The sequence below is a fragment of the Candidatus Nitrospira nitrosa genome (assembly GCF_001458735.1).
GTDB classification, from domain to species: Bacteria; Nitrospirota; Nitrospiria; order Nitrospirales; family Nitrospiraceae; genus Nitrospira_D; species Nitrospira_D nitrosa.
In genome coordinates this window covers 435810-450078 of sequence record NZ_CZQA01000008.1, presented here as the reverse complement: position 1 = coordinate 450078, position 14269 = coordinate 435810, and the positions used below count along the sequence as shown (strand labels likewise).

The following is a 14269-nucleotide window of genomic DNA, read 5'->3' as shown; positions in this document are numbered from 1 at the left end:
TTCGCAGATCGGGGTGTTCGTACATCGCAGCAGTGTGATGCGGCTTGATCTGCGGCATATTTGTTTTTAGAGGGGTGGAAGTGGCTCGTCAAACATCGTTGGATCACACTAGAAATATCGGCATCATGGCTCACATTGATGCAGGGAAGACTACGACCACGGAGAGAATTCTTTATTACACGGGCATGACTCATAAGTTGGGTGAGGTCCATGAGGGTGCGGCCACGATGGACTGGATGGAGCAGGAGCGAGAGCGCGGCATTACCATTACGGCTGCTGCGACGACCTGCTTCTGGCGTGACCATCGGATCAATATTATTGATACGCCAGGGCATGTGGACTTTACGATTGAAGTTGAGCGTTCGCTCCGTGTTCTTGATGGAGCAGTGGCTGCGTTTGATTCCGTGCAGGGGGTTGAGCCTCAGTCTGAGACGGTTTGGCGCCAGGCTGACAAGTACCACGTTCCTCGAATCGCATTCATGAATAAGATGGATCGGATTGGAGCTGACTTCTATGGCAGTGTTCAATCCATTATTGACCGCCTTGGGGCACGGCCGGTTCCTATTCAGATCCCTATTGGTCGTGAAGCTGAGTTTCGTGGCTCGATAGATTTGGTTCGGATGAAGGGCTATTTTTACGACGACGAAACGCTGGGTGCGAAATATAAGGTTGATGAGATTCCGTCCGATCTTCTTGCTCAAGCGAAAGAGTATCGAGAGAAGATGCTTGATGCCGTTGCGGAGTTTGATGACCAAGTGATGGAGAAGTATCTAAATGGTCATCCCTTGACGGAAGAGGAGGTCATCCGCGCGATTCGGGCGGCAACGATTTCGATGAAGGTCACGCCAGTCCTTTGTGGATCCGCCTTTAAAAATAAAGGCGTTCAGCAACTCCTGGATGGTGTCATTGATTATCTTCCTTCCCCGTTGGATATCCCTCCTGTTGTGGGGGTAGATCCTAATAGTGGTAAAGAGGTGGAGAGAAAATCAGATGATGCGGCGCCCTTTGCCGCGTTGGCGTTCAAGATCATGTCTGATCCATTTGCTGGTCAGTTGACCTATTTCCGGGTCTATTCGGGAACCCTTAAGACCGGAACTCCGGTTTTGAATGTCACCAAGGGGGCAAAGGATCGGATCGGTCGACTTCTGAAGATGCATGCCAACAAGCGAGAGGAAATCGACGAAGTTCATGCTGGGGATATTGTTGCGGCGGTGGGGCTTAAGGGCGCCACCACCGGAGATACTTTGGCGGATGAAAAACAGCCAGTGCTGCTCGAGGTTATGAAGTTCCCTGAGCCTGTTATTGCTATGGCCATCGAGCCAAAAACTAAGCAAGACCAAGAGAAAATGGGTTTTGCTCTCCAGAAATTGGCGCAAGAGGATCCATCCTTCCGTGTGCGAACGGATGAGGAGACGGCTCAGACGATCATTGCCGGAATGGGCGAGTTGCATCTGGAAATTATTGTTGATCGAATGTTACGGGAATTCAAGGTTGAGGCCAATGTTGGAAAGCCTGAAGTGGCGTTCAGGGAGACGATCAGAAGGAAGGCTGAGGCTGAATCGAAATATATTAAGCAGACCGGTGGGCGTGGGCAATATGGCCATGTTGTCCTGACCGTTGAACCGTCCGAAGTGGGTAAGGGTTTGGAATTTGTTAATAAGACAGTGGGGGGGGCGATCCCGAGGGAATATATTCCTGCCATTGAAAAAGGTGTTCGGGAAAGGATGGAGACTGGTGTAGTGGCTGGTTATCCGCTCCGTGATGTGAAAGTCACGGTCATCGACGGCTCGTATCATGATGTCGATTCGAATGAAATGGCCTTTAAAATTGCCGCCTCTATGGGCTTCTCTGATGCTTGTAAGAAGGCGGACCCTGTTCTGCTTGAGCCAATTATGAAGGTTGAAGTGTTGGTTCCTCAGGAATTCATGGGTGACGTCATTGGCAATCTGAATGGGCGAAGGGGTAAGGTGCAGGGCATGAAGGTCCGAGCTGGCGCTCAGGCGATTGATGCCGTTGTCCCGCTGATGGAAATGTTTGGTTATGCAACGGACCTTCGCTCTCGGACTCAAGGGCGCGCGACGTATAGTATGGAGTTTGATCGTTACGACCAAGTTCCGAAGAATATTGCGGAAGCCATCATTAAAAAATAGTGATTGCTGAATCAGGGAGGGAGTAGGGTATGGCGAAGGCGAAGTACGAGCGGAAGAAGCCGCACGTGAACATTGGGACGATCGGGCATGTGGACCATGGGAAGACGACGTTGACGGCGGCGTTGACGAAGGTGTGTGCGGATCGCGGGATGGCCAAGTATGTGCCGTATGACGAAGTGGCGAAAGCCTCGGAGAGTCAGGGGCGGCGGGATGCGACGAAGATTATGACCATCGCGATCAGTCACGTGGAATACGAGACCGACAACCGGCACTACGCCCATGTGGATTGTCCTGGCCACGCCGACTATGTGAAGAACATGATCACGGGCGCGGCGCAGATGGATGGCGCGATCTTGGTCGTGAGTGCGGCCGACGGCCCCATGCCGCAGACCCGGGAACACATTTTGTTGGCCCGGCAGGTGGGCGTGCCCTACATTGTGGTGTTTTTGAACAAGGCCGACAAAGTCGATGATAAAGAGCTCTTGGAGTTGGTGGAGCTGGAAGTGCGGGAGCTGCTCACGAAGTATGGGTTTCCGGGCGACAAGACGCCGATCGTCCATGGCAGCGCGCTCAAGGCGATGGAAGCCGACCAGGGTGAGTTGGGTGTGCCGTCCATTATGAAGTTGTTGGAGGCGGTGGATACCTATATTCCGACACCGCAGCGGCCGATTGAGAAGCCGTTCCTGATGCCGATCGAAGACGTATTTACGATCAGTGGCCGCGGGACCGTGGTGACGGGGCGCTGTGAGCGGGGCATTGTGAAGGTGGGCGACGAAATTGAGATCGTGGGACTGCGGCCGACACAGACCACCGTGGTGACGGGCGTTGAGATGTTCCGCAAGGTGTTGGATGAGGGGCAGGCGGGGGACAATATTGGCGTGCTCCTCCGAGGCACCAAGAAAGAAGATGTGGAGCGGGGGATGGTGTTGTGTAAGGCAAAGACCATCACGCCGCATACGAAGTTCAAGGCGGAGATCTATGTGCTCACGAAGGAAGAGGGTGGGCGGCATACGCCGTTCTTTAATGGGTATCGGCCACAGTTTTACTTCCGGACGACGGATGTGACGGGGGTGGTGCAGTTGAATCCGGGGGTGGAGATGGTGATGCCGGGGGACAATGTGAGTGTGACGGCGGAGTTGATCAGTCCGATTGCGATGGATCAGGGGTTGCGGTTTGCCGTGCGGGAAGGCGGCAAAACGGTCGGCTCTGGCGTCGTCACGGAAATCTTGGCCTGAAGCGTGCACGGTTGATGGATACCGTAGGAGTAATGAAGTGAAAGTCGATCAGCGTATAAGAATTCGGTTGAGAGGATTTGACTACCGTGTATTGGATCAATCGGTAGGCGAAATTGTTGAGACCGTCCGTCGGAGTGGGGCGAGAGTCGTTGGTCCTATTCCGCTCCCTACTCGTATTGAGAAGATAACGGTTCAGCGATCGACACATGCAGATAAAAAATCTCGAGAGCAGTTTGAGATGCGGACGCATAAGAGGCTTCTCGATATTATGGAAGCGACTCCTGAAACGATGGATTCATTGATGAAGCTCAACCTTGCGGCAGGAGTGGATGTTGAGATTAAGTTGTGAGCGCTGAGTTCTAATCTTACTCCACGATGAATTTATAATAGAACGGACTTGAGCGTACAGCATATTGGGACAATATGACAAACGGATTAATTGGTAAAAAACTCGGCATGACGCAAGTCTTTGACGAAACTCGTCTCACTCCGGTAACGGTGATTGAAGCGGGACCTTGTCGAGTGGTGACGGTTCACGAGAAAGAGCAAAATCACCATGGGGCCGTCCAGCTTTCCTTTGGAGAGGTGAAAGAGCGCCGACTTTCAAAGGCAGAGCTTGGGCATTTGAAGAAAAATCAGGCACCCGCAAGCCGTATCTTGCGTGAGTTTAAGAAAGACGGCGATGTGACGGCTGGGCAATTAGTTACGGTTGGAATATTTAAGAAGGGTGATTGGGTCGATGTGATCGGTGTGTCCAAAGGGAAAGGATTTCAGGGGGTCGTCAAGCGACATCACTATGCAGGTGGTCCTGAATCGCACGGGTCTATGTTTCATCGCGCTCCTGGCTCGATCGGAGCGAGTTCGTTCCCCTCCAGGGTGTGGAAGGGAAAGACCCTGCCTGGGCACATGGGGGCCGAGCGAGTGACCGTTCAGCGATTAAAAGTGGTTGAGTCACGCACTGAGGAAAATCTTTTATTCATCCGCGGGGCGGTTCCTGGGGCTGCAAATGGGATCGTTGTCGTTCGAAAATCAAAGAAGAGCTAGCATGCCTACGATTGATTTGGTTGATTTGAAGAGAAAGAAGGTTGGCACAGTCGAGTTATCTGCTCAGGTATTCGGCTGTGATCCTCAAGTTGCGCTGGTGCACGAAGCCGTTGTTATGCAGCGTGCGTGTGAGCGTCGTGGGACTGCTTCCACATTGCGGCGTGGTGAGGTGAGTGGCTCTGGAAAGAAGCCTTGGAAGCAAAAGCATACCGGACGTGCGAGGGCTGGCTCGCTTCGGTCTCCCGTATGGCGTCACGGTGGCAGTGTGTTTGGGCCAAAACCAAGAAGCTACGCGTATTCAATGCCAAAGAAAAAGTATCGCGCTGCTCTTCAGAGCGCGTTATCTGCAAAAGTGGCGGGTGGAAACTTGTTTGTAGTCACCGATCTTTCTCTGCAGCAACCGAAGACTAAGATTTTGGCGCAGGCGTTGGTTGGATTTTGCGGAGGTGCAGAGGTGTTGTTAATTGCAGGAAAGAGTCAGTCCGGCATTATTCAGGCCGCTGGGAATTTAGCGTCCGTGAAGGTACTTAGTGCGGATCAGCTAAATGTCTATGACGTTGTTCGTGCTCAAGTTGTTGTGGTTTCTGAGCATGAATTGGTTGCGATAAACGAGGTCTGGTCATGAATGTGGGTATGCATTGGATACTGGTTCAGCCGCTCTTGACCGAGAAGATTACGGGCCTTCGCGAGAAAAGCAATACGGTTGGCTTTGTCGTCCATCCTGAGGCGAATCGTGTCCAGGTGAAACAGGCAGTCGAGTCACTGTTGAAGGTCAAGGTTGAGAAAGTGAATTTGATGAACGTACGCGGAAAAATGAAGCGCCTTGGCCGATTTGCGGGTAGGCGGTCGGACTGGAAGAAGGCTTTTGTCACGCTCAAGGAAGGCGAAAAGCTTGAGATGTACGAAAGTGCCTAGTCGGTATCCGTTTTGCGGGTAGTTAATTAAGAGCGGAAATTTAGGAGTCGTTCTCATGGGAATAAAAGTATATCGCCCTACGTCCCCTGGTCGTCGTGGGATGACCGCAGTGGGAACAGAAGAATTGAGCAGTAAGAGGCCTGAAAAGTCATTGACCTCTTTTCATCAGAGGACCGGTGGGCGTAATAATGATGGGCGGACAACCGTTCGGTTTCGTGGGGCTGGCCACAAGAGGCTCTATCGGATTATTGATTTTCGTCGAGATAAGGTAGGTGTGTCGGCAAAAGTAACCGCGATCGAGTATGATCCAAACCGCTCTGCGAGGATCGCTCTTTTGAAGTACCGCGATGGAGAAAAACGTTATATTTTGGCCCCTGTCGGTCTTGCCATTAATGATGAAGTGCAATCAGGTCCACAGGCTGAAATTCGCCCTGGGAATGCCTTGCCGTTGATTAATATGCCGCTTGGAACAACGATTCATAACATTGAGCTCAAGGCCGGTAAGGGCGGTCAACTGATACGAAGTGCCGGAGGATTCGCCCAGGTTATGGGCCGTGACGGCGAATATGTACAGGTTCGGCTCAAGTCTGGTGAGATGCGGAGAGTGTTGGGTCACTGTATGGCAACTGTTGGGCAAGTTGGGAATGTGGATCATGAAAATATCAGTGTAGGGAAGGCGGGTAGGAACCGTTGGAAGGGAAAAAGACCGCATGTTCGAGGTGTGGTCATGAATCCTGTTGATCATCCGCACGGAGGTGGAGAGGGAAAATCCGGGCAAGGCAATCCACATCCGGTGTCCCCATGGGGAGTCCCCACTAAGGGCTATAAGACGAGACATAATAAGAAGACCGATAAGTTCATAATTGCCCGACGTAAGTCAGGAGTGCGCAATGCCTAGATCAGTTAGTAAGGGGCCGTTTGTTGACGACCATCTTCTCAGAAAAGTCGAGCAGATGAATCAGACTAAGGATCGAAAGCTGATCAAGACATGGTCAAGGCGATCAACTGTGGTGCCAGACATGATTGGCCATACGTTTGCCGTTCATAATGGTAAGAAATTCATCCCGGTCTTCGTAACCGAAAATATGGTCGGGCATAAGCTCGGCGAATTTGCCCCGACTCGTTTTTTTAAGGGGCATGGTCAAGCGAAGACTGAGAAAGCCGTGGCACTGAAGTAGTCGGTGGGTTGTCGTGATCACTGTTGGGTGTGGAATCTGACTATTTGAATTCGGAACGCTGAAGGGTAACGGGATTGTACGATGAGTGAAGCACATGCCATTCTCAGGTTTGTCCGTGTTGCGCCACGAAAAGCCAGGCCAGTGATAGATATGATTCGGGGTCAGCAAGTTCCGATGGCGCTGGCCATGCTGAAGCATACTCCTCGTCATGCGGCACGCGTGGTTGAGAAGCTTTTACGTTCTGCTGTAGCTAATGCGGAATTGAAGGAGTTGGGCGATAGTGAATCGATGGTGGTCTCGAGGGCATTTGTAAATGGCGGGCCTATGTACAAGCGTGTGAGGGCTAGGTCTATGGGAAGAGCCAATGCGATTCAGAAGCGTACTAGTCACATTACGGTAGCGGTCACGGCATCAGAGGGGCGTGGGCAAAAGAAGTAGGCTGATTTTAATTTATTGAGGCATAGCGAGCATGGGTCAGAAAACACATCCAATTGGTTATCGGCTTGGTTATAACTATACCTGGAGCTCTCGTTGGTACGCTGGGAAAGATTATGCCAAATTGCTCCATCAAGACGTAAAAATTCGAAAGGTCGTGAAGGCTCGTCTTTATCATGCCGGGGTGGCAAAGGTAGAAATTGAGCGTTCCGGCGATCAGACAAGAGTTATTATCCATACTGCTCGGCCAGGCATCATCATTGGTCGAAAAGGTGCGGAAGTCGATAAGCTGAAGGCTGATCTTGAGAAGCAGTATGGAGGGCAGGTTTACGTTACGGTAAAAGAAATCAAGAAGCCTGAGCTTGATGCGCAGCTAGTCAGTGAGAATGTCGCGACGCAGCTCGAAAAACGAGTTGCATTCCGGAGGGCGATGAAGCGCAGTGTGCAGTCAGCGCTGCGGCTTGGCGCTCAAGGGATTAAGATTATGGTAGCTGGGCGATTGGGTGGTGCTGAAATCGCCAGGACTGAGTGGTATCGGGAAGGGCGGGTGCCTCTACATACGCTTCGTGCTGAAATTGATTATGGTTTTGCGGAGGCCCATACAACCATGGGGCAGATTGGGGTGAAGACGTGGATCTATAAAGGCGAGCTTCTACCAGTGCAACCCATGAAGGCAGAGTCAACGTTGGATAGACGGTTTGGGTGAGGAGATTGAGCTGTGTTAGCCCCTAAGAAAGTCAAATTTAGAAAGATGCAAAAGGGCCGCATGAATGGGAAGGCCTATCGTGGCGGTCAGATTACTCTCGGTGAGTTTGGGTTAAAGGCGTTGGAGCCTGGGTGGGTAACAAGCCGCCAAATTGAGGCTGCACGTATTGCGATTACGCGATATGTGAAGCGAGGTGGACAGGTTTGGACCAGGATTTTCCCCGACAAGCCCATTACGAAAAAGCCCGCTGAAACTCGAATGGGAAAGGGGAAAGGCAATCCAGAATACTGGGTGGCAGTGGTGAAGCCGGGTCGGATCTTGTACGAAATGGATGGAGTCACTCCAGAAACTGCCAAGGAGGCGTTCCGGCTCGCCTCTCACAAGTTGCCGGTCGCGACGAAGTTAGTCGTCCGCGGTGAGTTCGGGTAAAAGGCAAAACGTCAACTTGGGATGGGACTTGGAGAGCTGATATGGCGCTTGATGTGAAAGAGTTGAGAGGGATGGCTGCGGGTGAGCTCCAGGAGAAGGAGCAGCAGCTCGTGCAGGAACTGTTCACGCTCCGTTTTCAGTTCGGTACGGGTCGTCTTGAGAATCCAATGCAAATTCGAAAGACAAAGCGTGATATCGCGCGAGTGAAGACCATCCTTAATGAGGTTCGGAGCCAAACTGACGAGTCGAAAAGGTAAGGAATGCTATGGCTGACGTGGTAAAGCGGCGTCATTGGTATGGTGATGTCGTCAGTAATAAGATGCAGAAGACTGTTGTCGTGACTGTGTCTCGATCGGTTGTTCATCCAATCTACAAGAAAGTCCTGAGAAGGGTGACAAGATTAAAGGCTCATGATGAAAGTGGCATCTGTAAGATAGGGGATCGGGTGAAATTGGTGCAGACCCGCCCACTGAGCAAAGAAAAGAACTGGCGTGTCGTTCAGGTGATGGAAAAAGGCCAGCCTGAAAAGTAGAAACGTTCATTTGGCTCGGTTCAGCATTTGAGATTCGTAGGAATATATCAATGATTCAGAACTATACATACATGGACGTAGCGGATAACTCAGGGGCCAAACAAGCCATGTGCTTTCATGTCTTCGGGGGGACGCGTCGTCGCTATGCATCCTTGGGCGATGTCGTCGTGGTAGCTGTGAAGGAGGCTATCCCGCAGGCGAGTGTGAAAAAGGGAGATGTGAGCCGGGCAGTTATTGTCCGAACCACGAAAGAAGTTCGTCGGGAGGACGGCTCTTACATCAAGTTTGATCGCAACGCATGTGTTCTGATTAATAAAGACGGCGAGCCAATTGGTACACGTATCTTTGGTCCCGTCGCACGAGAACTGCGTTGGAAGAAGTTTATGAAGATCATCTCATTGGCACCAGAAGTTTTATAGCGTCGAACGAGCGAGGGGCGTTGTGCAAGTACTCTCAAAAAGCAGAATTAGAAAAGGCGACACGGTGGTTGTTATTTCCGGTCGCGAGCGCGGTAAGACGGGGAAGGTCATGTCGGTAGACCTTCGAGCGGGAAAAGTGGTCGTGGAAAAGCTGAATGTTATTAAACGACACACGAAACCTAATCAGAAGGCAAAACAGGGCGGTATCTTAGAGCGAGAGGCGCCGCTTCAAATTTCTAATGTGATGTTTTTCTGCCCGGTCACGCAGAAGCCGACGCGGGTAGGGATACGAACTCAAGCCGATGGGCGACGAGTACGCTTTAGTAAGAAATCTAACGAGATTCTGGAATAGGGTTGGCAATGGCTAAGGAACCAAAAAGCAAAGCGACAAGTAAAGCCACTGAGCGAAAATCGGCAAAAAAAGAGGCGCCACAGCTGGATCAGGGAAGTGCCGAGTCAAAGTTTCGTCCACGACTTCGAGATGTCTATGAACAGCAGGTCGTGCCAGCTTTGATGAAGGAGTTTGGCTATAAGAACGTCATGCAAGTTCCCAAGCTTGAGCGGGTTGTCTTGAACGTTGGGATGGGTGAGGCAATCCAAAATGTCAAGCTTCTGGAAAGTGCTGTGACTGAATTAGGCATGATTACGGGTCAGAAGCCGGTTGTGACTCGCGCAAAAAAGGCCATTGCTGGATTTAAGCTCAGGCAGGGCCTACCCATCGGAGCAAAAGTTACGCTCCGTAGTCGGCGGATGTACGAGTTTTTTGATCGATTGGTGACGTTGGCACTTCCTCGTATACGAGATTTTCGGGGCATATCTCCGAAGGCATTTGACGGCCGAGGAAATTATACTCTTGGGCTGAAGGAACAGTTGATATTCCCAGAGATTAAGTATGACGAGGTGGCATCGATTCACGGTATGGATATCACGGTTGTCACCACGGCAAAAACAAACGATGAAGGAAGAGCTTTGTTAAAGCACCTCGGGATGCCGTTCAGAACATAAGAAACGGTACAAGTCTCGGGTGTTGGTTGGACGGAAGGAGTTCCTGTGTCACGTTTAGCATTGAGAAATAAGGCTGCGGCGAAACCGAAGTTTTCCACGCGGGAGTATCATCGATGCGGTGTGTGTGGGAGGGTCCGAGGGTATTTGCGCCGGTTTCGAATGTGTCGAATCTGCTTTCGTATATTGACACTCAAGGGGGAGATCCCTGGAGTGAGAAAGTCAAGCTGGTAGCCAGAGTTCATGGGTAGATGGCAGTCAACAAGCGAATAGCACTGAGGGGTAGAAGGACATAGCATGGTTACCGATCCAATCGGCGATCTTCTCGTTAGATTAAAAAATGGCGCCCAACGGCGTTTTGAGACAGTTACGGTTCCAACCTCAAAGCTCAAACGGGCTATCCTCGAGATTTTGAAGAGGGAGGGGTATGTTGAGGGGGTTGAAGACAGCACCGAGGATGGGCATCCCGTCCTGCATGTGCGCCTTCGATATATAGGGGAAGGGCAGCCAATGATCACGGGGCTTGAGCGTATTAGCAAGCCGGGTCGTCGCGTGTACATTGGCAGTCAGGATATTCGAAAGGTTCGGAATGGCATTGGTGTCTCTATCCTTTCGACATCTAAGGGAATCATGACGGATCAAGAATCTCGCAAAAGTCATCTCGGGGGCGAGGTTCTCTGCTCGGTATGGTAAGGATATCGGTTGTTCGGACCTCGGGTGAAGGGTGTAAGAGATCATGTCGCGTATTGGAAAAAAGCCGATCACCATTCCAACTGGAGTGGAAGTAAAAGCAGTCGGATCAACGGTGACGGTGAAGGGTCCCTTGGGGAAATTAGAGTGGCCAATGGTGCAGGGGCTTGATGTGGCGGTTAAGGATGGCCAGGTGCTTATCGGTCGATCAAGCGATGATCGTAAGATACGAGCTTTGCACGGGCTCACTCGTGCTGAACTGAGCAACATGGTCCAGGGTGTTACGAAGGGATATGAGCGATCCCTTGAGATTACCGGTGTCGGCTACAAGACGCAACTTCAGGGGCGGACCTTGAGCTTTAATGTTGGATATATCAACCCGGTTCTTTATCAAATCCCGACCGGTATTGATGTGAAGGTTGATAAGCAAACGCTCATCAATGTCAAAGGGGTTGATAAGCGATTGGTTGGTCAGGTCGCAGCTGATCTACGAGCCATTAAACCCCCTGATGTGTACAAGCAAAAGGGTGTTCGTTATGCTGGCGAAACATTACGCAAAAAAGAAGGCAAAACTGGGAAGTAGGAACTGACAATGAATGCTGCAGATAAATTTCGACAGCTTGAACGGCGGCGCAAGCGTGTGCGCCAGTCAATTCTTGGTACAACTGAACGTCCTCGTCTGAATGTTTTTAGGAGCACGGCCCATATCTATGCTCAGGTCATCGATGATATTCGGGGAACCACTCTTGCCGCGGCCTCATCTCTTGATAAGTCGATTCGCACAACGGTGAAGTCAACCGGTGGAATTGAAGCGGCCAAGGCTGTCGGGAAGTTGATTGCTGATCGAGCAAAAGCCGTGAAGGTAACGGCGGTCGTCTTTGATCGTGGCGGTCGGATGTACCATGGCCGTGTCAAGGCATTGGCCGATGCATCTCGTGAGGGCGGCCTGAAATTTTAGATGAAGACTCTGATGGCATGAACAAGTCAGGTCGGTGATGATTCTCTTTTCTGGAATTTAACTGAACGTTGGACTGAGGGGTGAGAGCGTGCGAGTCAATCCCGATGAACTGAACCTAAAAGATAAAGTGGTATTTATCAACCGAGTGGCAAAAGTTGTCAAAGGTGGAAAGCGATTTAATTTTTGCGCACTGGTCGTCGTCGGAGATGGCCATGGATGGGTTGGGATTGGTAAAGGTAAGGCCGCTGAGGTGCCTGTTGCGATTTCAAAGGCTGTGGAACAGGCGAAGAAGCATCTTGTCCATGTTCCGCTCAAGGGTGGGACGATTCCACATGAAGTTCATGGGCTCTTTGGGGCGGAGCATGTGTTGTTAAAACCTGCTGTCGATGGGACCGGGATTATTGCAGGAGGAGCGGTTCGAGCGGTGGTGGAATTGGTTGGTGCTCACAATGTTATCGCAAAGACCTTGGGCCGTGGGAATCCGTTCAATACGGTTCGTGCCACACTCGATGGGCTCACGCAACTGAGAAATGTAGAAGATGTGCTTCGTCACCGTCGGCAGCCGGCGGTTGAAGGGTATGAAAGGGCTATGGTCTAATGGGAACGACAGCGGCAAAAAAAAAGGCAGCCCCTGAAGGGCAGCGTGTGCAGGTGACGTTGCGACGTAGTCCAATCGGCACACCGCAAAGCCATCGGCTTGTTCTGCGCGGGTTAGGTCTCCGGCATATCCGTCAGACGGTGATTCGTCCAGACACGCCTCAAGTTCAGGGGATGATTCGAAAAGTTGGCTATCTGCTCGAGGTTGGACGTCCATGAACCTTCATAATTTATCTCCGGCACCAGGATCAAAAAAACGTCGTAAACGGATTGGGCGCGGACCTGGCTCTGGTCATGGGAAGACTGCGACCAAAGGACATAAGGGAATATTGGCGCGGTCAGGTGGAGGAAAACGTCCTGGGTTTGAGGGTGGCCAGATGCCATTGGTTAGGAGGCTGCCCAAGTTTGGTTTCACAAATCCATCACGGGTTGAATATTCCATTGTCAATCTGAAGAGCTTTGAGCAGTGGACGGGGGAGGGGACGGTTACTCCTCAGGCGATGGTAGACGCTGGACTGGTAAAGCGAAAACGGCTTCCGATTAAAATCCTCGGGGTCGGTGAGTTGAAGAAGTCTCTGGTCGTTCAGGCGCACAAGTTCAGTAAATCAGCGGAAGCGAAGATTCAAGCGGCTGGCGGGAGAGTTGAGGTTATCGGCGGTGCTTGAACGTCTTCTGACTAGTTTTCAGAATATTTTTAAGATCCCCGAGCTGCGTACTCGAGTCTTGTTCACGCTCGGCATGCTTGTGGTGTATCGCATCGGATCCCACATTCCAACCCCCGGGATCAACGGTGAAGCCCTTTCCGACTTCCTGCAAAAGCAAGGCGGCTCCTTACTTGGTTTTCTGGATATTTTCTCGGGGGGCTCTCTGTCTCGGTTGACGATTTTTGCACTCGGCATTATGCCGTATATCAGTGCATCAATTATTCTCCAGCTACTGACGGTCGTCATCCCTCATTTGACAAAGCTTGCCAAAGAAGGCGAACGGGGTCGAAAGAAGATCATCCAATACACCCGATTCGGGACCATTGGTATTGCGTTAATTCAGGGGTTTGGGATTGCGATCGGACTTGAGCAAATGAATCAAGGGGCCTTCGTCCTGAACGCTGGCTGGGGATTTCGTCTTATGACGGTGATCACCCTCACTGCAGGCACAGGATTCTTGATGTGGTTGGGTGAGCAAATCACCGAACGGGGAATTGGCAACGGAATATCATTGATCATCTTTGCGGGAATCGTCGCACGGCTGCCTGCCGCAGTGGCCCAGACGTACAACCTCTACGAAATCGGTCAACTTAATGCTTTTTTGCTCGTTGGTCTAGCACTCCTGATGGTTGCCGTGGTTGCGGCAATTGTTTTTCTGGAAAGTGGTCGTAGGAAAATACCAGTCCAATACGCAAAGCGTGTCATAGGACGACGTGTGTATGGGGGACAAAGTACTCATATTCCGTTGAAGATCAATACGGCAGGTGTCATTCCCCCAATATTTGCCTCGTCGATTATTGCCTTCCCCGCAACGATCGCTGGATTTTTTGAGACTCCTTGGGTTCAAGCTATTGGTGCGCAGCTGGCACCAGGATCGCTTCTGTACACCTTGATGTACGTCGGCCTGATTGTGTTCTTCTGTTTCTTTTATACCGCAGTCGTGCTTAATCCGGTCGATATGGCCGACAATATGAAAAAGTATGGAGGATTTATTCCAGGAATACGGCCTGGTCAGCGAACCTCCGACTATATTTATAGCGTATTGACGAAAATTACCTTTGCCGGAGCTATGTACCTCGCCATTGTATGCGTGATCCCTGAGCTTTTGATTTACAAGTTAAACGTACCGTTTTACTTTGGTGGCACATCGCTGCTGATTGTCATTGGGGTTGGTTTGGACACGGCTCAACAAATTGAGTCTCATATGCTTATGCGTAATTATGAGGGTTTTCTGGGGAAGGGCATGGCACCATTGAGAGGGAGAAGTAGTTAGCG

Annotated in this window: 24 protein-coding genes; all 24 read left to right on the top strand. The window is 51.1% G+C overall.

Annotation, left to right across the window (positions count from 1 at the left end):
* The first annotated feature begins 80 nt into the window (after nucleotides 1–80).
* The 24 genes from fusA to secY all read left to right on the top strand — a co-directional run bounded on the left by fusA (nucleotide 81) and on the right by secY (nucleotide 14267).
* Nucleotides 81–2150, top strand: coding sequence for an elongation factor G (gene fusA, locus COMA1_RS10970; RefSeq protein ID WP_090748871.1), 2070 nt, complete (start codon nucleotides 81–83; stop codon nucleotides 2148–2150).
* Between the two features lie 29 nt (nucleotides 2151–2179).
* Nucleotides 2180–3385, top strand: coding sequence for an elongation factor Tu (gene tuf / locus COMA1_RS10965; RefSeq protein WP_090748282.1), 1206 nt, complete (start codon nucleotides 2180–2182; stop codon nucleotides 3383–3385).
* Nucleotides 3386–3422: 37 nt separating this feature from the next.
* A complete protein-coding gene (gene rpsJ / locus COMA1_RS10960) occupies nucleotides 3423–3734 on the top strand; it encodes a 30S ribosomal protein S10 (RefSeq protein ID WP_090748280.1) in 312 nt (103 codons plus the stop codon).
* 74 nt (nucleotides 3735–3808) lie between these two features.
* On the top strand, nucleotides 3809–4429 hold the full coding sequence (rplC, locus tag COMA1_RS10955; protein WP_090748277.1) for a 50S ribosomal protein L3: 621 nt from the start codon (nucleotides 3809–3811) through the stop codon (nucleotides 4427–4429).
* Between the two features lies 1 nt (nucleotide 4430).
* Nucleotides 4431–5054: a 50S ribosomal protein L4 gene (gene rplD, locus COMA1_RS10950; RefSeq protein ID WP_090748274.1), complete on the top strand. Its 624-nt coding sequence runs from the start codon at nucleotides 4431–4433 to the stop codon at nucleotides 5052–5054.
* Complete coding sequence (locus COMA1_RS10945; RefSeq protein ID WP_090748271.1) at nucleotides 5051–5344, top strand: 50S ribosomal protein L23; 294 nt, start codon at nucleotides 5051–5053, stop codon at nucleotides 5342–5344. Before rplD ends, COMA1_RS10945 begins: the two co-directional genes overlap by 4 nt.
* A gap of 55 nt (nucleotides 5345–5399) precedes the next feature.
* Complete coding sequence (gene rplB, locus COMA1_RS10940; RefSeq protein WP_090748268.1) at nucleotides 5400–6242, top strand: 50S ribosomal protein L2; 843 nt, start codon at nucleotides 5400–5402, stop codon at nucleotides 6240–6242.
* A complete protein-coding gene (gene rpsS, locus COMA1_RS10935) occupies nucleotides 6235–6522 on the top strand; it encodes a 30S ribosomal protein S19 (protein WP_090748265.1) in 288 nt (95 codons plus the stop codon). The genes rplB and rpsS overlap by 8 nt, the downstream gene beginning before the upstream one ends.
* Nucleotides 6523–6603: 81 nt before the next feature.
* Nucleotides 6604–6960, top strand: coding sequence for a 50S ribosomal protein L22 (gene rplV, locus COMA1_RS10930; RefSeq protein WP_090748262.1), 357 nt, complete (start codon nucleotides 6604–6606; stop codon nucleotides 6958–6960).
* A 31-nt stretch (nucleotides 6961–6991) separates the two neighbouring features.
* Nucleotides 6992–7663 carry a 30S ribosomal protein S3 gene (rpsC, locus tag COMA1_RS10925; protein ID WP_090748259.1) on the top strand — a complete coding sequence of 224 codons (672 nt, stop codon included), beginning with the start codon at nucleotides 6992–6994 and terminating at the stop codon, nucleotides 7661–7663.
* 12 nt (nucleotides 7664–7675) lie between these two features.
* Nucleotides 7676–8092, top strand: a complete 417-nt coding sequence (rplP, locus tag COMA1_RS10920) for a 50S ribosomal protein L16 (RefSeq protein ID WP_090748256.1) — start codon at nucleotides 7676–7678, stop codon at nucleotides 8090–8092.
* A gap of 41 nt (nucleotides 8093–8133) precedes the next feature.
* Nucleotides 8134–8349 (top strand): 50S ribosomal protein L29, encoded by a 216-nt coding sequence (gene rpmC / locus COMA1_RS10915; RefSeq protein WP_090748253.1) that lies wholly within the window; start codon nucleotides 8134–8136, stop codon nucleotides 8347–8349.
* Between the two features lie 8 nt (nucleotides 8350–8357).
* The gene (gene rpsQ, locus COMA1_RS10910) at nucleotides 8358–8624 is read left to right on the top strand and encodes a 30S ribosomal protein S17 (RefSeq protein WP_090748250.1); all 267 of its coding nucleotides are present in this window, start codon (nucleotides 8358–8360) and stop codon (nucleotides 8622–8624) included.
* Nucleotides 8625–8674: 50 nt separating this feature from the next.
* Nucleotides 8675–9043: a 50S ribosomal protein L14 gene (gene rplN, locus COMA1_RS10905; protein ID WP_090748246.1), complete on the top strand. Its 369-nt coding sequence runs from the start codon at nucleotides 8675–8677 to the stop codon at nucleotides 9041–9043.
* A 22-nt stretch (nucleotides 9044–9065) separates the two neighbouring features.
* Nucleotides 9066–9395: a 50S ribosomal protein L24 gene (gene rplX / locus COMA1_RS10900; RefSeq protein WP_090748243.1), complete on the top strand. Its 330-nt coding sequence runs from the start codon at nucleotides 9066–9068 to the stop codon at nucleotides 9393–9395.
* Nucleotides 9396–9403: 8 nt separating this feature from the next.
* A complete protein-coding gene (rplE, locus tag COMA1_RS10895; RefSeq protein WP_090748240.1) occupies nucleotides 9404–10048 on the top strand; it encodes a 50S ribosomal protein L5 in 645 nt (214 codons plus the stop codon).
* Between the two features lie 45 nt (nucleotides 10049–10093).
* Nucleotides 10094–10279 (top strand): type Z 30S ribosomal protein S14, encoded by a 186-nt coding sequence (locus tag COMA1_RS10890; RefSeq protein ID WP_090748237.1) that lies wholly within the window; start codon nucleotides 10094–10096, stop codon nucleotides 10277–10279.
* A 63-nt stretch (nucleotides 10280–10342) separates the two neighbouring features.
* Nucleotides 10343–10738: a 30S ribosomal protein S8 gene (gene rpsH, locus COMA1_RS10885; protein WP_090748234.1), complete on the top strand. Its 396-nt coding sequence runs from the start codon at nucleotides 10343–10345 to the stop codon at nucleotides 10736–10738.
* A gap of 43 nt (nucleotides 10739–10781) precedes the next feature.
* A complete protein-coding gene (gene rplF, locus COMA1_RS10880) occupies nucleotides 10782–11318 on the top strand; it encodes a 50S ribosomal protein L6 (RefSeq protein ID WP_090748231.1) in 537 nt (178 codons plus the stop codon).
* 9 nt (nucleotides 11319–11327) lie between these two features.
* Nucleotides 11328–11693 (top strand): 50S ribosomal protein L18, encoded by a 366-nt coding sequence (gene rplR, locus COMA1_RS10875; RefSeq protein WP_090748228.1) that lies wholly within the window; start codon nucleotides 11328–11330, stop codon nucleotides 11691–11693.
* A gap of 88 nt (nucleotides 11694–11781) precedes the next feature.
* Nucleotides 11782–12291: a 30S ribosomal protein S5 gene (gene rpsE, locus COMA1_RS10870; RefSeq protein WP_090748225.1), complete on the top strand. Its 510-nt coding sequence runs from the start codon at nucleotides 11782–11784 to the stop codon at nucleotides 12289–12291.
* The gene (gene rpmD / locus COMA1_RS10865; RefSeq protein ID WP_090748222.1) at nucleotides 12291–12509 is read left to right on the top strand and encodes a 50S ribosomal protein L30; all 219 of its coding nucleotides are present in this window, start codon (nucleotides 12291–12293) and stop codon (nucleotides 12507–12509) included. Before rpsE ends, rpmD begins: the two co-directional genes overlap by 1 nt.
* Entirely contained in the window at nucleotides 12506–12955 is a 450-nt protein-coding gene (gene rplO / locus COMA1_RS10860) for a 50S ribosomal protein L15 (RefSeq protein WP_090748219.1), read from the top strand. The genes rpmD and rplO overlap by 4 nt, the downstream gene beginning before the upstream one ends.
* Entirely contained in the window at nucleotides 12948–14267 is a 1320-nt protein-coding gene (gene secY / locus COMA1_RS10855; RefSeq protein WP_090748216.1) for a preprotein translocase subunit SecY, read from the top strand. Before rplO ends, secY begins: the two co-directional genes overlap by 8 nt.
* The last annotated feature ends 2 nt before the right edge of the window (nucleotides 14268–14269 follow it).